Annotated in this window: 17 protein-coding genes; 7 read left to right on the top strand and 10 right to left on the bottom strand. The window is 65.8% G+C overall.

The annotated features are described in order from the left end of the window. Nucleotides 1–49 precede the first annotated feature (49 nt). Together WBG82_RS13430 and WBG82_RS13425 are read right to left on the bottom strand one after the other, a co-directional pair. Nucleotides 50–1,528: a DUF7133 domain-containing protein gene (locus tag WBG82_RS13430; protein ID WP_424425021.1), complete on the bottom strand. Its 1,479-nt coding sequence runs from the start codon at nt 1,526–1,528 to the stop codon at nt 50–52. Nucleotides 1,529–1,611: 83 nt separating this feature from the next. Then, entirely contained in the window at nt 1,612–2,676 is a 1,065-nt protein-coding gene (locus WBG82_RS13425) for an alpha/beta fold hydrolase (RefSeq protein WP_424425020.1), read from the bottom strand. A 223-nt stretch (nt 2,677–2,899) separates the two neighbouring features. Here WBG82_RS13425 and WBG82_RS13420 point away from each other — a divergent pair, with 223 nt between their 5' ends. The 3 genes from WBG82_RS13420 to WBG82_RS13410 are packed head-to-tail and all read left to right on the top strand — an operon-like array spanning nt 2,900 to nt 4,937. Further along, complete coding sequence (locus tag WBG82_RS13420; RefSeq protein WP_424425019.1) at nt 2,900–3,703, top strand: SDR family oxidoreductase; 804 nt, start codon at nt 2,900–2,902, stop codon at nt 3,701–3,703. 35 nt (nt 3,704–3,738) lie between these two features. Continuing rightward, a complete protein-coding gene (locus tag WBG82_RS13415) occupies nt 3,739–4,560 on the top strand; it encodes an enoyl-CoA hydratase/isomerase family protein (RefSeq protein WP_424425018.1) in 822 nt (273 codons plus the stop codon). Nucleotides 4,561–4,580: 20 nt separating this feature from the next. Beyond that, nucleotides 4,581–4,937, top strand: a complete 357-nt coding sequence (locus tag WBG82_RS13410) for a hypothetical protein (protein WP_324297529.1) — start codon at nt 4,581–4,583, stop codon at nt 4,935–4,937. Between the two features lie 11 nt (nt 4,938–4,948). Here WBG82_RS13410 and WBG82_RS13405 read toward each other — a convergent pair whose 3' ends face one another. Continuing rightward, nucleotides 4,949–5,275: a hypothetical protein gene (locus tag WBG82_RS13405; RefSeq protein ID WP_424425017.1), complete on the bottom strand. Its 327-nt coding sequence runs from the start codon at nt 5,273–5,275 to the stop codon at nt 4,949–4,951. A 337-nt stretch (nt 5,276–5,612) separates the two neighbouring features. Between WBG82_RS13405 and WBG82_RS13400 the strand changes: the two genes are divergently transcribed. Continuing rightward, entirely contained in the window at nt 5,613–7,271 is a 1,659-nt protein-coding gene (locus WBG82_RS13400) for a putative bifunctional diguanylate cyclase/phosphodiesterase (protein WP_424425016.1), read from the top strand. Nucleotides 7,272–7,281: 10 nt separating this feature from the next. On the opposite strand, the gene phaR is transcribed toward WBG82_RS13400, so the two are convergent. Then, nucleotides 7,282–7,938: a polyhydroxyalkanoate synthesis repressor PhaR gene (phaR, locus tag WBG82_RS13395; RefSeq protein WP_424425015.1), complete on the bottom strand. Its 657-nt coding sequence runs from the start codon at nt 7,936–7,938 to the stop codon at nt 7,282–7,284. Between the two features lie 263 nt (nt 7,939–8,201). On the opposite strand from phaR, the gene WBG82_RS13390 reads away from it, so the two are divergent. Both WBG82_RS13390 and phbB read left to right on the top strand, forming a co-directional pair. Next, the gene (locus tag WBG82_RS13390) at nt 8,202–9,392 is read left to right on the top strand and encodes an acetyl-CoA C-acetyltransferase (RefSeq protein ID WP_424425014.1); all 1,191 of its coding nucleotides are present in this window, start codon (nt 8,202–8,204) and stop codon (nt 9,390–9,392) included. A gap of 43 nt (nt 9,393–9,435) precedes the next feature. Then, nucleotides 9,436–10,161 (top strand): acetoacetyl-CoA reductase, encoded by a 726-nt coding sequence (gene phbB, locus WBG82_RS13385; protein WP_424425013.1) that lies wholly within the window; start codon nt 9,436–9,438, stop codon nt 10,159–10,161. 2 nt (nt 10,162–10,163) lie between these two features. Here the strand turns inward: phbB and WBG82_RS13380 are convergent, their stop codons facing one another. The 4 genes from WBG82_RS13380 to gloB all read right to left on the bottom strand — a co-directional run bounded on the left by WBG82_RS13380 (nt 10,164) and on the right by gloB (nt 12,946). Further along, complete coding sequence (locus tag WBG82_RS13380) at nt 10,164–10,793, bottom strand: DUF882 domain-containing protein (protein ID WP_424425012.1); 630 nt, start codon at nt 10,791–10,793, stop codon at nt 10,164–10,166. 17 nt (nt 10,794–10,810) lie between these two features. After that, entirely contained in the window at nt 10,811–11,671 is an 861-nt protein-coding gene (locus WBG82_RS13375) for a polysaccharide deacetylase family protein (RefSeq protein WP_424425011.1), read from the bottom strand. 73 nt (nt 11,672–11,744) lie between these two features. After that, on the bottom strand, nt 11,745–12,173 hold the full coding sequence (locus WBG82_RS13370) for a cupin domain-containing protein (protein WP_424425010.1): 429 nt from the start codon (nt 12,171–12,173) through the stop codon (nt 11,745–11,747). Nucleotides 12,174–12,175: 2 nt separating this feature from the next. Then, the gene (gene gloB / locus WBG82_RS13365; RefSeq protein WP_424425009.1) at nt 12,176–12,946 is read right to left on the bottom strand and encodes a hydroxyacylglutathione hydrolase; all 771 of its coding nucleotides are present in this window, start codon (nt 12,944–12,946) and stop codon (nt 12,176–12,178) included. A 118-nt stretch (nt 12,947–13,064) separates the two neighbouring features. On the opposite strand from gloB, the gene WBG82_RS13360 reads away from it, so the two are divergent. Next, complete coding sequence (locus WBG82_RS13360) at nt 13,065–13,826, top strand: class I SAM-dependent methyltransferase (RefSeq protein WP_424425008.1); 762 nt, start codon at nt 13,065–13,067, stop codon at nt 13,824–13,826. On the opposite strand, the gene metW is transcribed toward WBG82_RS13360, so the two are convergent. Together metW and metX are read right to left on the bottom strand one after the other, a co-directional pair. Further along, nucleotides 13,827–14,477 carry a methionine biosynthesis protein MetW gene (metW, locus tag WBG82_RS13355; protein WP_424425007.1) on the bottom strand — a complete coding sequence of 217 codons (651 nt, stop codon included), beginning with the start codon at nt 14,475–14,477 and terminating at the stop codon, nt 13,827–13,829. It lies immediately after the preceding gene. Further along, nucleotides 14,474–15,658: a homoserine O-acetyltransferase MetX gene (gene metX, locus WBG82_RS13350; protein ID WP_424425006.1), complete on the bottom strand. Its 1,185-nt coding sequence runs from the start codon at nt 15,656–15,658 to the stop codon at nt 14,474–14,476. Before metX ends, metW begins: the two co-directional genes overlap by 4 nt. Nucleotides 15,659–15,927 lie beyond the last annotated feature (269 nt).

Raw genomic sequence — 15,927 nt, 5'->3', positions numbered from 1 at the left:
CCGGACCTCGCTCAAGAGCATGCCCAAGCCGGGCTCAAGTCTAATCCGCCTAGCGGTATGTGGCGAGCACATAGGCGGCGATGGCGCGGCGCTCGTCCTCCTTCAGATGGGCGAAGGAGGGCATGTTGGCCGGTGGCGTTGCCAGAAGCGCGGCGATGTCATCCTGGCCGTAGCGGGCGCCGAGATTCCTGAGCGGCGTCACCGGATGCTCGCCGCCATGGCAATTCTTGCAGCCGACCGCGCCGAACATGCCCTGGCCGCGCAGCACCTCGTCATTGGTCGGCGTTTCGCGCGGGCCTGCCGCCTCGACTTGCGGCTCGGCGGGCCGGGCGGCGGCGGAGGCGGCGTTGCCCTTGCCGTAGCTCACGCGATAGATGACGCCCGCATAGTCGTCGGAAATGTAGATCGCGCCGTCGGGCCCGACCGCCGTATCGACGGGGCGGCCAATCACTTCCTCGTTCTTCTCGAAGCCGGTGATGAAGGGCTCGAGGCTGATTCTTCCTGCGGCGTCCCAGTGGAGTGCGACGACCTGATAGCCGCTTTTTCGCGAGCGGTTCCACGAGCCGTGGAAGGTCACGAGCGCGGCGTTTTCGAGGCCGGGCAGGGCGGCGTGGAGGAACTTGATCGAGAGCGGCGCCACATGGGCGGGGAAGGCGAAGGCCGGCGGCACGGCGGCCTCGACGCGCGGATCGGGCGTCGCGCCGAAATCGGGGTCGGGCACGTTGTTCCCGTAGCGGAAGGGCCAGCCATAGAACCTGCCCTTCTCGATGTGGTTCAGCTCTTCCGGCGGCAGATCGTCGCCAAGGAGATCGCGGCCATTGTCGACGCCCCAGAGTTCGCCCTTCGCGTCCCAGTCGAAGCCGACGGTATTGCGAAGGCCTCCGGCGAAGATTTCCTCGCCCGATCCGTCGGGCCGGAAGCGCAGGATGGCGGCGCGGCGCGCGTCTTCCTCGATGCAGACATTGCAGCTCGAGCCCACATTCACATACATCCAGCCATCGGGCCCCATGCGCAGCGTGCGCGACCAGTGATTGCCATTGGCGGGAAGGCCGGTGAGGATGCGCTCGACCTTGCCGGTGAGTTCGCCCTTCGCCTCGTCGAAAGGCACGCGCAGGATCGCATCCGTTTCGCCGACATAGAGATAGCCGTCATGGATCTCGATGCCATGCGGGCGGTTGAGGCCGGTGAGAAGCGCGCGAACGGCGCCGCCGCGTCCGGTCTTTTTCGTATCGCGGCCGATGAGCGCGATCTCGCCCTTGCGCGGAATGGAGACGAGGAGGTCGCCCCCGCTCGTCCAGCGCATGATGCGCGCCTGCCCGAGCCCGATCGCATAGCGATTGATCTGGTAGCCCGCGGGCAGCGTCAGCCGCTCGCGCAGAAGCGCCTCGGGCGCGGCGTCGACGCCCCAGCCGAAAAGCGAGTTCATGATCGGCGCGTTGACGGTCCAGGTCGCGGGCCAGAAGAGATAGGCCGCGCCCGCTCCGGCGAGGATCAGGCCGAGGAACCCTGCAAGGATCTTGCGCAGCATCGTCTTCTCCCAAAAAGCCCGGACGGGATCGCGGGCGTCTTCGCGATTATCCACCCGGAAGCGCCGGGTGGTGATTATTTCCGTCACTCGACCGCCGCGCCAGCGGGTTTCGGCGCGGTCTGCGGCGCCGCTCCGGCGGGCCGCGTCCCGATCCGCGAGATGGAGCCGCTGCCCGCCGATGCGGAGCCCGACCCTTGCGCGGCGATGAAGTCCGTGATGAGCCCGGCGACGAGCGGGGCCTGCGAGAAGGCGATCTCGTGGCCGGATTTCGGGTAGGAGCGCAGGGCCGCATAGGGCATGAGCTGCATGAGCCTCTGCGCATTGGCGAAGGGAACGGTCCCGTCCATTTCGCCCCAGATCACGAGCACGGGGCGGGGCGAACGGCCGGCCTCGGCATAGGCCGCCTCGCTCGTCGTCAGCGGGTAGTTCCGGAGCGTCGAGAGAAGCGCCTCGCCATAGCCGCGATAGTCCATCTGGCGGTCGAAATCGGCGAGGAAGCGGGCGGGGTTGGGTGCTGCCTTCGCCTCCTCGGCGGCGGTATCATGGAAGATCCGCAGGCCGAACATGCGCACGATCCAGTCGCCGATGAGCGGGCGTTTGATGAGATCGACATTGCGCTCGCCCGGAATGTCGAGGCCTGCGGGCGCGATCAGCGTCAGCGAGCGGACGCGATCGGGATGGCGCGCGGCGAAGATCACGGCGGCGGCGCCGCCCATCGAATAGCCGACGAAATGGGCGGGCTCGCCAAGTTCGAGCTTGTCGAGAAGCTCGGTGATCAGCCCGTCGGTCAGATCGGCGTCGTAGATCGCATCGGGCCGGTCGGAAAAGCCGCGGCCGTAATTGTCGAAGGCGAGGACGCGGTAGCCCGCCGCGGTCAGCGGCGCCACATAGTCGTCGAAAACGAAAGAGGCGACCGAGAAGCCGTGCACCAGCACGATGAGCGGCCCGCCTTCCGGGCCTTCGAGCCGGTAATGCACCCAGCCCTTCGGCAATTCGATGAAGGAGTGAGCAAGGCCGCGCTTCTGCAAATAGCCGCGTGCCGTGGCGTCAAGCGAAGGGTTCGCCTGTCCCGCTGCCCAGTAGCTCATCAGCATGATGATCAGGAAGGCGGCGGTCGTGACTGCCGCGCCCTTTAGGATCGCCATCATCTCTCTCGTATTTGCCCCCGCCGCGACAGGCGGCTGACCGAGCGGCAGTCTAGTGCTTCGCGCGGAAGGTCACAAATGCTGACATGCCCGTAAGCGCGGACTGCACATCCGTTGTACATGAGCGGACTTGCGGGACCCTCCGAATGGAGGCTTGATGCGGGCAGTGCAATTCGGCGCGGGCGGCAGCTCCGCGCCATCCAGCAGGGATCGGAAGGTCGGACACATGCAGAACGCATTCAAGGACAAGGTGCTCGCGGGCAAGGTTGCCTTCGTCGCCGGCGCGTCGAGCGGCATCAATCTCGGCATCGCCCAGCATTTCGCGCGGGCGGGTGCGAGCGTCGCCATCATCAGCCGCAGCCATGAAAAGATCACGGCGGCTGCGAAGACGATCGCCGACGAGGGCTTCCCCGCCATCGGCATCGCCGCCGATGTGCGCGATTTCGCCTCGGTGGACGGCGCGCTCAAGGCCGCGCATGATCGCTTCGGCAAGATCGACATTGTGCTTTCGGGCGCCGCCGGAAATTTCGTCGCGCCGGCGCTCGGCATGTCGTCCAACGGTTTCAAGACGGTGGTCGACATCGATCTCATCGGCACGTTCAACGTGCTGCGCGCCTCCTTCCAGTATCTCAACCGGCCGGGCGCCTCGCTCATCTCGATCACGGCGCCGCAGGCGGTCAATCCGTCGATGTTCCAGGCGCATGTCTGCGCGGCGAAGGCAGGCATCAACATGCTGACCAGGTGTCTGGCGATGGAGTGGGGCCCGGCGGGCGTCCGCGTCAACGCGATCTCGCCCGGACCCATCGCGGAGACGGAGGGCATGGCGCGGCTCGCGCCGACGCCGGAGATGGAAGCGGCGGTCAAGAGGCGGCTGGCGCTGCGCGACTACGGCACCAAGACCGACATCGCGGACACGGCGCTTTTCCTTTCGACCGACAATGCCAGATACATCACCGGCGCCATCATCGACGTCGATGGCGGCACGACGCTCGGCGATGCGAGCGCCGATGCGCTGGCAGGTTTCAACTGAAGCGCGGAAAAACGCGCATTTGACGGGAGGAGCAGATGCAGGGGGGAGTGAAGATCGCGCCCGCGGATTTCCAGTGCGTGCGCTACGAGGTCTCGGATCACGTCGCGACGCTGACGATCGACCGGCCGGACCGGCGCAATGCGCTCAACCGCCGCGCCTATGACGAGATCGAGGCCGGATTCCGCGCGGCGGCTGCCGATGCGGAGGTCCGGTGCGTCATCGTCACCGGGGCCGATCCGGCCTTCTGCTCGGGCGAGGATGTGAAGGAGATGATGACGGGCGAGGAGCGCGACCGGAGCGTCGCGCGCCTCACCAGCGTCAGGCCGGAGCCCACGCCCGCCGCCGTCGCCGCTCTCGAATGCGACAAGCCCGTCATTGCGGCGGTCAATGGCGCGGCGGTCGGTTGGGGCATGGAGCTTGCGCTCTTCGCCGATATCCGTATCGCCTCCGAAAATGCGAAGTTCGGTGAGATCTTCATCAAGCGCGGGCTCATCTCGGATGTGGGCGGGCTCTGGAGACTGCCTGCCATAGTGGGCCCGGCGAAGGCGGCGGAGCTTCTCTTCACGGGCGACATCATCGACGCCGCCGAGGCGTTGCGGATCGGCCTTGTGAGCGAGGCCACGCCGCATGCCGAACTCATGGAGCGGGCGCGCGCGCTGGCGGGGCGCATCGCCGTCAATCCGCCGCTCGCATTGCGTTTCATGAAGGAAGGGCTCAGGCGCACGAGCTATGGCGATCTGCGCGAGATCGGCGGCTGGGTTTCCGGCACTCTGGGCAAACTCTTCCAGACCGAGGATCATCGCGAGGGCGTGAGAAGCTTTCTGGAAAAGCGCGCGCCGGTGTTCAAGGGCAGATAGGACGGAGAAAGACGGGCGGCATGGCGCTTTTTTTCGATCAGGAGTGGTTCGACCGGAAACTCGCGGCCAAGGGGCTGACGCGCGACAGCGTGGCGGCCGGGCTTCGCATCAGCCGAGGCGAGGTCGACGAGGTCTTCAAGGACCAGCGCGAGCTTTCGCCCAACGAGGTGGCGATGCTGGCGCGGCTGATGGGCGAGCCGCTGAGCGAGGTCGTCTCGCGGGCGGGCGTTGCGACGCCCATGCCGCAACAGCAGAAGGCGCCTGACGATGGCGCCGTGCTCGCAAAGCTCGAGGAGATGGATCAGCGGCTCCGCCGCATCGAGCGGGCGGTCGCCGATCTGCAATCGCTGATTCTTGCGACGCGGCCCGCGGGCTGAAGCTCTCTACTTCAGAGATCCTTGTCTATCGTCCGTATACGGAGCGCATCGGCAAGGACGTCGGGGAGCATGTCGGCGGCGAGATAGGCGCTGGCCGCGCGCTGGCGCTTTCCTTCCTTGCGGAAGGGCGAGCGCGCCCAGGGGAAATGCTGATCCACATATTGCGCGAGGAAGCCGGCCGCGGGGCGGAAGCCCGTCGCGTGGCGCTCACGAGGCGCGCGCGCCTGAACCTGCATCCGCTCCGGTGCGTTCTCGACTTCTTCGACGAAGCGCTCGGTCGTACGCAACTGCGTCGAGGGCAGTCTTTGCGGCGAACCGGCGCGCCTTATGGGCTCCATGGTCGATGGCCTGCGATAAAGGACAGTTTCATGCTCCAGGCAAGCAAGAAGTCTGCCATATGAAGCCCGCTCGCGCCAAGTCAAGGTCGGTTAACCAGATTTGTTAAAGCTTTAGTCGCCAAGAGACTTGGCGGAATTTTAAGACCTGTCAAGGAAACTGACCGCCTCTGTTGAGATTGCCCAGGATGGGTACACGGCCAGAAATGTCCGGTCAAAAAGCAGGCGAGTGAGGTCCCAGGTGGACGAGAAAGCGCAGACCGCTGCCCGGGAGGCCTCGAGCCGCGTTTCACAAAGCGACGAACGGCCTGCGGAAGCGGGCGGATTCTCGGCGAGCGCCGTGAGCGCCGTCGGCGATGTGGCCTATCGCTGGACCCTCGCGGATGACCGGATTCACTGGGGCGAGGGCGTCGAGGCCCTTCTCGGCATCGCGGACAAGGGTGCCGTGGCGACGGGCCGCGCATTTGGCGGCCGCTCCGTGTCTCAAAACGGTTCAAGCCGGTTCGATCTTGTCGCGCGCTCGCGCGAAAGCGATGGCGGCAGCGGTGTCCGCTACGAAATCGAATATCAGGTGGCTGACGATTATGGCGGCCTGCGCTGGATCGAGGATCGCGGCCGCTGGTTCGCCGACGAACAGGGCAGGCCCGAGGTCGCCATCGGTGTGCTGCGCGCCATCGACGAACGGCGCGTGCGCGAGGAGCGGCTGGTGCGGCTCGCCACCTATGACGAGTTGACGGGGCTTCTCAACCGCATCCGCCTCAAGGAAGCGCTCGAGGATGTGCTGATCCAGTCCGAAAATTCGCGCCAGACGGCGGCTTTCCTGCTGCTCGCGATCGACAATCTCGCCCTTATAAACGAATCCTACGGTTTCGACGTCGGCGATGAAGTCATCATCGGCGTCGGGCAGAGGCTCTGCGGCATGGCGCGGCGGGTGGATGCGGTCGGCCGCTATTCGGGCAACAAGTTCGGGCTCGTTCTCAGGAATTGCGACAAGGACAGGCTTGCCTCGGTGACCGAGCGGCTGCTGACCTCGGTGCGCGATCAGGTGGTCACGACGTCGCGCGGGCCGATTTCGATGACCGTTTCGGCCGGGTGCCTTTCGCTGCCTTCCGATGCGCGGACCGTCGAGGCGGCTCTTGCTCATGCCGAGGAAGCGCTCACCGTCTCCAAGGAGCTGCATCGCGACAGCTATGTCATCTACACCCCATCGCGCGAACGCGAAAAGGCGCGCCGCCGCAATCTCAGCCTGGCGGACGAGCTTGTCACGGCGCTGAACGACCGGCGCATCTGCCTTGCCTATCAGCCCATCGTCTCGGCGGCGACGGGCGAGGTTTCGATGCATGAATGTCTGATCCGGCTCGTGCAGCCCGATGGCAGCATCAGCGCGGCGGGCAATTTCGTTCCCATCGCCGAGAAGCTCGGCCTGATCGGCCTGCTCGATTACCGCGCGATGGAACTGACGCTCGAAACGCTGAGAGCGCATCCGGCGCAGAGGCTCGCGCTCAATGTTTCGGGCCGCACCACGAACGATCGCATGTGGCTCGACACGCTGGTCGCGCAGCTTCGCGCCGAGCCCGCGCTTGCCCGCCGCCTTACGGTCGAGATCACCGAAACGGTGGCCATTCAGGACATGGAGGAATCGGTCGATTTCGTCGCGACCTTGCGCGATCTAGGCTGCCTCGTCGCGATCGACGATTTCGGCGCCGGCTACACATCGTTCCGCAATCTGAAGACGCTCGATGTCGATATGGTCAAGATCGACGGCTCCTTCGTGCAGAACCTCGCCGCGAACCGCGACAACCAGTTCTTCGTGCGCACGCTGGTCGATCTCGCCCACAATTTCGATCTGCCGACGGTCGCCGAATGGGTCGGCAATGCGGAAGAGGTCGAAATGCTGAAGGGCTTCGGCGTCGACTATCTGCAAGGGTTCTTCCTGGGCGAGCCGATGCTGACGCTGCCCCAGGAAAACACCGTTCTGCGCTTAGGCGCGAAGGCCTGACCGCGCCCGCCTACTTCTTCGCCAGAGATTCGATCTGGGCCTGCATCGCCGCGACCTGGCGCTTCAGCTCCTCGAGCTCGCGCTCGCGCGCGGCGGGCTCCGCCTCTGTCCGGCTTTCGCTCTTGGCAGCGGGGGCATTGGCGGCGGGGGGAGCCTTCGGCGCTTCGGCCTCCTCGCCGCGCTCGGTCTTCGGACGCGGAACGAAGGGCGAGAACATGCGCATGGCGCTGTCGAACATGGCGAAGTTCTGCCGGATCTGTTCCTCGAAATGGCCGAGCCGCGTGTTGCCACCAAAGGCGGTGGCGATTTTCGCGCGCAGTTTTTCCTGCTCGCGCGCGAAGGTGTCCATGCTCAGTTCCAGATAGGATGGGATGAAGCCCTGCAGGCTGTCGCCATAAAAGCGGATGAGCTGGCGCAGAAACTTGATCGGCAGCAGGTTCTGCCCGCTCTTGCCTTCTTCCTCGAAGATGATCTGGGCAAGAACCGAGCGCGTGATGTCCTCGCCGGTCTTCGCGTCATGTACGACGAAGTCCTGTCCCTGCTTCACCATCTCGCACAGGTGATCGAGCGTCACATAGCTCGACGTCGCGGTGTTGTAGAGGCGGCGGTTCGCATATTTCTTGATGACGATGACGTCATCACCCGTGGATGCGGTTTTTTTTGCCACGGCTGGCTTAATCTCCACTGAAAGCGGCCCGCATGTCGCGAAAATGCGCGCAATCGAGAGGCCGCCTGTTCCCGATGCGACCTCGCGAGCCTTAATCCCCCTGATTTCGTCATATTCTGACGCGGTATTGTTGCAATGCGCAAGCCCCACGTTGCATTGCACAGAAATCCGTTTACCGCTGCATTCCGCTGGGGCATTGTCGACGGATCTCGGGCCCGGCGCCGGGCGCGCAGGGCCTCAGGGCAAATCCAGGGACAGGTAACATGAGCAAATCCGAAACCGGTGTCGTCATCGTCGGCGCGGCGCGCACGCCCGTCGGCTCATTCAACGGAGCACTGTCGAGCCTGCCGGCGCATGAACTGGGCCGGATTGCCATTGACGCCGCGCTTGCCCGCGCGGGCGTCGAGAAGGGCGAGGTTTCCGAAGTCATCATGGGCCAGATCCTGCAGGCCGGGCAGGGGCAGAACCCCGCGCGTCAGGCCGCCATCGCCGCCGGGCTTCCCGTCGAGGTGCCGGCCTGGGGCGTCAATCAGCTTTGCGGCTCGGGGCTTCGCGCCGTCGCGCTCGGCTATCAGGCGATCGTCAATGGCGACAGCGAGGTGGTGGTCGCGGGCGGCCAGGAAAGCATGAGCCAGGCGCCGCATGCTGCCTATCTGCGCGCGGGCCAGCGCATGGGCGATGTGCAGTTCGTCGACACCATGCTCAAGGACGGGCTCTGGGACGCCTTCCACGGCTACCATATGGGGCAGACGGCCGAGAATGTCGCCGCGCGCTGGCAGATCACGCGCGACGAGCAGGACGCCTTCGCCGTCGCCTCGCAGAACAAGGCCGAGGCGGCGCAGAAGGCCGGCAGGTTCAAGGACGAGATCGTACCGGTCACGATCAAGGGCCGGAAGGGCGATACGGTCGTCAGCGACGACGAGTACATCAAGCACGGCGTCACGCTCGATGGCGTGAAGGGCCTCAAGCCCGCCTTCCAGAAGGAGAACGGCACCGTCACCGCCGCGAATGCGAGCGGCATCAATGACGGCGCGGCGGCGCTCGTGCTGATGAGCGAGGAGCGCGCGCGCAAGGAAGGCCGCAAGGTGCTGGCGCGGATCGTCTCCTGGGCGCAGGCAGGCGTCGATCCTGCCGTCATGGGCACAGGCCCCATTCCCGCTTCGCGCGCCGCGCTCAAGAAGGCGGGCTGGTCGGCCGGCGATCTCGATCTCGTCGAGGCGAACGAGGCCTTTGCCGCGCAGGCGATTGCCGTCAACAAGGATCTCGGCTGGGATACGGCGAAGGTCAATGTGAATGGCGGCGCGATCGCCATCGGCCATCCGATCGGCGCGTCCGGCGCGCGCGTTCTCGTCACACTGCTCCACGAGATGGAAAAGCGCGACGCGAAGAAGGGCCTCGCCACGCTCTGCATCGGCGGCGGCATGGGCATCGCGCTCTGCGTCGCGCGGGATTGAACCATCGTCAGCACCGGACACCGGCAGCAAAAGGTTCCGACACATGAGCAGAGTTGCACTTGTCACGGGCGGCACGCGCGGCATCGGCCTGGCGATCTCGGTGGCCCTGAAGGCGGCCGGATACGAGGTCGCCGCCAACTTTGCCGGCAACGATGCCGCCGCCGAAGCCTTCACCCGCGAAACGGGCATCAGGGCCTTCAAGTGGGACGTCGGCGATCATGAGGCTTGCGCCAAAGGCATCGCCGCGGTCGAGGCCGATCTCGGCCCGGTCGACATTCTCGTCAACAATGCCGGGATCACGCGCGACGCGATGCTCCACAAGATGACGCCGCAGCAATGGCGCGAGGTGATGAGCGTCGATCTCGATTCGATGTTCAACATGTGCCAGCCGGTGGTCAACGGCATGCGCGAGCGCGGCTTCGGGCGCATCATCAACATCTCGTCGATCAACGGTCAGAAGGGCCAGATGGGCCAGACGAATTATTCGGCGGCCAAGGCCGGCGTCATCGGCTTCACGCGCGCGCTCGCGCAGGAAGTCGCGAAGAAGGGCGTGACCGTCAACGCCATCGCGCCGGGCTATATCGACACGGAAATGGTATCGGCCGTTCCGCCGAAGGTTCTCGAGAGCATCATCGCCACGATCCCGGTCGGCCGTCTCGGCACGGCGGATGAGATCGCCCATTGTGTCGTCTTTCTCGCGGACGACAAGGCCGGCTTCATCACCGGCGCGACGCTGACGGCGAACGGCGCGCAATACATCACGGGCTGATTTCAGCCCTTCTGCTTTTCCGCCTCTTCGCGCTCATAGCGCTCGGCGCGCGTCGGGTCGCCATGTTCGGGATAGATCCAGCTATCCGGCGGGCCGACATCGACGTGAACGAAGGGGCGTTTGACCGGATAGAAGCCGGCGCCGCCCTTGCCGAGCTTTTTCGCCACGCGATAGATCATGCCGGGGTCGGAGAAATCCTGCGTGAGATCCATCGCCATGCCGCGCATGTGGAAGCTCGAAGGATCGACGCCGTCGGAATGCGCGGCGAGCCAGGCATTGGTGCTCTCCGAGCGAAAGCCCGACATGGTGTAGAGCGGCTGGGTCGATGGCGTGAGACTGTCGATCTCCCAGAGAAGATCGAGAAGAGCGGTGTGCATCCGCGTCGTCTCGCCGGTCCTGAGATCGCGCATGAACCAGTCGATGCGCCGCAGCGCCTCGTCGATATAGGCGCCATCCGCCCAATAGGTGATGTTGAGTTTCTCGCCCGAATTGAGGCTCTGCATGTTGAGCCTGCGCTTGTAGGGGGCGGAGGCCCTGACGATGGCCGGAGCGGCGACGAGCCCCACGGCGCTCGCGCCCAGTGCCAGCGCGCCGCGCCGGGTGAGGGATTTTCCAAGCCGTTTCGTCGTCATGGGCTTCCGGTCCTGCATCATTGCACCGCGTGCGGATTGCCAAGCAGCGGGTCCGGCGCATTGGCGGCAAGCGTGCGCCCATCGCTTTCGGGAACGAGCTGCACGAAACGGTATCCGCGCTTTTTCAGCGCGACGATGAGGTCCGGCAGCATGTCCGCCGTGTGCGGCTTGGTGTCGTGGAGAATGAGGATGCCGCGCCCGACCTGATCGATATTGGCGAGCGCGCGGCGTTTCACCTCGGCGGCGGAAATCCTGAGCCAGTCGTCGGCGCCGAACTCGCAGGAGACGGTGGCGATGTTGCGGGCGGCGAGCCATTTCATCAGCGGCGCGGAATCGTTGAGCCCCGGAAAGCGGAAGAAGGGCGCAAGCCGCGCCTGATCCTCGGGCGGGGCGGCGGCGAGCGCCTCCTCGACGGCGGCGAAGCCGCGCGCGATCTCGCGCTTGGCGTCCTTGAGCGGCAGGTGGCGCAGATTGTTGGGGTGGAGCCAGCTATGGGTGCCGATGGTGTGGCCACGGGCCGCCACTTCGCGCACGAGGTCCGGGCGGGCCTTCGCATACCAGCCGACCATGAAGAAGGTCGCCTTGATGCAGTGCCGGTCGAGAATGTCGAGCACGCGCTCGGTCGTTTTCGGGTCGGGCCCGTCATCGAAGGTGAGGGCGATCTCTTTCGGCCCGAGGGCCCCGCCGCCCGCATATTGCATGGTGCCGTATCGCGCGCCACCCCTTGTCGTCAGCGTGACGGTGGGCGTCGGCGCCTCGCCGGGGCAGGCAGCCCGGGCCGCATGAGCCGGTTCCGTATGGGCCGGCTCCGCATGGACATGAAGCGCGAGGCCGATCGCGCCCGCCAGCAACAGGCCGGAAAGAAGTTTGATGTGCATGCCCCCGGCTCCGGATGTCCCCGCAAGGCAATCTAGCATTGTTCCAAAACGGGAAAAGCGGTTTCCGGCCTTGTCAGGCGCCGGGCGCCCAGTCATTCCCGGCCATTTCGAAGCCAGCGAAGTCGAAGCCGGGCGCGACGGTGCAGCCGACAAGGGTGAAAGCGCCGAGCGGTTCGGCCGATTGCCAGTGGCGGGCGGGAATGACGATCTGCGGCCGTTCTCCCTTGAGGAGGTCGGGACCGAGAACGGCGCGCGCCGCGAACTGGCTGTCGGGGGAGACGGACAGCGCCAGCGGGCCGCCCGCATACCAGTGCCAGACCTCCGCGGCGTCGACCCGGTGCCAGTGCGAGCGCTCGCCCGCCCTGAGCAGGTAGTAGATCGCGGTGGAGCGGGCGCGCGGCTCGCCCTCGTCGCGGAAGGTTTCGCGGTACCAGCCGCCTTCCGGGTGCGGCGCGAGATCGAGCAGGCGGATGATCTCGTCCGCGTCGGGCATGGAGGACATGATCAGAAATTGTCCTTGCGGCGGCGCGTCTCGGCGAAGACATCGACATTGGAGGCCGCCTCGAGGCCGATCGTGCGGCGCAGATCGTGGCTTGCCGCGCGCAGGAAGGGGTTGGTCGCCTTTTCGAGGCCGATAGTCGTCGGCACGGTCCATTCGCCGCGCGCGCGCTTCTCGTCGATCTCCCTGGCGCGGGCGACGAGGGCGGCGTTCTGCGGCTCGACGCTGAGCGCGAAGCGCGCGTTCGACTGCGTATATTCATGCGCGCAATAGACGGTGGTGTCGTCGGGCAGCGCCATCAGCTTGGAAAGCGAGGTCCACATCTGCTCGGGCGTTCCCTCGAAGAGCCGGCCGCAACCGAGCGCGAAAAGCGTATCGCCGACGAAGACGGCGTGATCTTCCACGAAATGATAGGCGATGTGGCCGCGCGTATGGCCGGGCACGTCGATGACGCGGGCGCGCGCCGCGCCGATCTCCACGATGTCGCCTTCGCCGACGGCGCGGTCGATGCCGGGAATGAGGTCCTTCTCGCCCTTGGGGCCGATGATCGTGCAGCCCGTCTTCTCCTTGAGTTCCGCATTGCCGCCGGCATGATCGAAATGATGATGCGTGTTGAGAATATGCGTGAGCTTCCAGCCCTTGCTGTCGAGCGCGGCGAGCAGGGGCGCGACTTCGGGCGTGTCGATGGCGGCGGTAGCGCCCGATGAGCGCTCATGCACGAGATAGCCATAATTGTCGTTGAGGGCGGCAAACTGGAGGATCTCGATATTGCTCATATGCGGGGTCCGGCTTTCACTGAATGGGGATGAACATAAGGTAGTGTCGATGAGGCCGAGTTTGAAGCCCTCAAGCGGGTGCAACGAAGCGTCAGGGAGAATCTGCTAGGGTTCCCGCATGCCGATGGATGTCATCGATCTCAGGAATTTTTACGGCAGGGCGCTCGGGCGGGTCGCACGCGCGCTGATCGGCCGGCGGATTCGCGCCATGTGGCCCGATGTGAAGGGGCTTTCCGTGCTCGGCCTCGGCTTCGCCACGCCCTATCTCGGATCATTTCTGGGCGAGGCGGAGCGCGTCGTCGGCCTCATGCCGGCGCAGCAGGGCGTTCTGCGCTGGCCGCCCGAGGGGCGCTGCCTCACCGGCCTCGTCGATGAAAAGGAACTGCCGCTCGAGGACGAGAGCATCGACCGCGTTCTCATCGTGCATGGGCTCGAGGCGAGCGAGGCGATGCGCGCCATGCTGCGGCAGGTGTGGCGGGTGCTGGCGCCGGGCGGGCGGGTGCTCATCGTGGTGCCGAACAGGCGCGGCCTCTGGGCGCGGCGCGAGGCGACGCCTTTCGGGCAGGGGCAGCCTTTCTCGCGCGGCCAGATCACGCAGGCGCTGCGCGAATCGATGTTCAGCCCGGCGGGCTGGGAGGTGGCGCTTTTCGTGCCGCCCTTCGATCTGCGGCCGCTGATGCGCTCGGCGCGCGCATGGGAGCGCGTGGGCACTTTCCTTTGGCCGCGCTTCGCCGGCGTCATTCTCGTCGAGGCGACGAAGCAGATCTATGCGGCGACGCCCATTCCGGAGGCGCGCTGCATGGCCGCGATCCGGCAGCGCGTGCGGGCGATGACGCCGGTGCCGCGCGGCTGGCAGAAGGACATGGAAGACGACCGCTGATTATTTCCGCGACAGCAGCAGCACCGCGTCCTCGGCGAGCAGATTGTCGATGCGGCCGGGACGGCCGACGCGGCGCGCGCGATTTCCGCTGACGCTCACCGCATCGTCGATATTGAAATCGACTTCCTCGCAAAGCGCCACGAAGTCGCGCACCGTGCAGAGGTGAATGTTCGGCGTGTCGTACCAGGCATGGCCGAGCGTGCGCGTCACCGGCATGCGGCCGGAGCAGAGAAGCTGAAGCCGCACGCGCCAGTTGCCGAAATTGGGGAAGGAGACGACGGCGCGGCGGCCGATGCGCTTCATCTGCTGGAGCACCTCGCGCGGATTGCGCGTCGCCTGGATGGTCTGGCTCAGGATCACATAGTCGAAGGCATCGTCGGGATAGGTGCGAAGGTCGGTATCGGCATCGCCCTGAACGACGGAGAGCCCGCGCGAAACGCAGGCATTGACCCCCTCCTGCGAAAGCTCGATGCCGCGCCCGTCGACATTCTTCGTTCGCGCGAGCAGTGCGAGAAGCTCGCCATCGCCGCAGCCGACATCGAGCACGCGCACATTAGGCGCGATCATCTCGGCGATGAGCGCGAGATCGACGCGGCTTTGCGCATGGCCGTTATTGCCGCCATTGGAGGCCGTCACGTCTCTTGCCGTCATTCCGCCAGCCCCCGGCGCTTGGCGGCCGAACCGATGAAACCCCTGAGGGTCGAGAACATTTCCGGTTCGTCGAGCAGGAAGGCGTCATGGCCCTTGTCGGTCGCGATCTCGACGAAGCTCACATTGGCGGCCGCCGCGTTGAGCGCCTGCACGACCTGGCGATTGTCCGAGGTCGGAAAGAGCCAGTCGGATGTGAAGGAGACGACGCAGAAGCGCGTCGCCGTGCCCTTGAAGGCGTTGGCGAGCACGCCGCCGTAATCGGCCGCGAGATCGAAATAATCCATGGCGCGCGTGATGTAGAGATAGGAATTGGCGTCGAAGCGGTCGACGAAGGTCGAGCCCTGATGGCGCAGATAGGATTCGATCTGGAAATCGGCGTCGAAGCCATAGGTGATCTTCTCCCGGTTCTGCAGATTGCGGCCGAACTTGCGGTGAAGGGCCGCCTCCGAGAGATAGGTGATATGCGCCGCCATGCGCGCGACGGCGAGACCTTTCGCCGGCGTCGTGCCTTCGTCGAGATAGGCGCCGCCTCTCCATTCGGGATCGGCCATGATCGCCTGCCGGCCGACCTCGTGGAAGGCGATGTTCTGCGCGGAGTGGCGCGCGGCGGTCGCGATCGGAATGGCCGAGAAGACGCGCTCGGGATAGGCGGCCGCCCATTGCAGCACCTGCATGCCGCCCATGGAGCCGCCGATGACGCAGAAAATGTCCTTGATGTCGAGCCGGTCGAGCAGCATGGCCTGCGCCCGCACCATGTCGCCGATGGTGATGACGGGGAAGGAGAGGCCATAGGGCTTGCCGGTCGCGGGGTCGATGTCCATCGGCCCCGTCGTCCCCATGCAGCCGCCGATGACGTTCTGGCAGATGACGAAGAAGCGGTTCGTGTCGATGGGCAGGCCCGGACCCACCATCTGCGGCCACCAGCCGCCGGGCTTGCCCGTGATCGGATGGCGGCTCGCGACATACTGGTCGCCCGTCAGCGCGTGGCAGACGAGGACGACGTTCGACTTGTCGGCGTTGAGCGTTCCGTAGGTCTGATAGGCAATGGTGAAGGGTGAAAGGCTGACGCCGCAGTCGAGCGCCAGCGGCGTCTCGGGCCCGAAGGTCTCGACGGCGCTCACGGCCTCGACCCCGTCCGCCGCGGCGGTGGGCCCGGTTTTCAGCTCTCGGCTCTTGCTCATCGCCCGGCTATCTTTCCCTAAAATCTCGGAGCAAGCCACGGGCGGCAGGGTCAGACGGGCGCTGGGCCAGGACCATTCCGGACCCCCGGCGGCAGGCTGCATAGCTAGGGACCAGGCCCGCTAAATGTCAATGTTTTCTTTGATTTTGCCGGGTGCGCCGCTTATGAATACCCCTCTTGCGGGCGGGGCGTGGGGGCCTTCCGCCTTCAATCCAGAGTCCCGTTCCGGCCAGCCGGATCGCCGCCGGGAGCCTTGTGACGAGAGCCCCC

This window comes from Parvibaculum sp. (genome assembly GCF_049671045.1).
Classification (GTDB): Bacteria; Pseudomonadota; Alphaproteobacteria; order Parvibaculales; family Parvibaculaceae; genus Parvibaculum.
The sequence above is the reverse complement of the archived record's forward strand: the minus strand, read 5'-3'. Positions and strand labels throughout refer to the sequence as shown.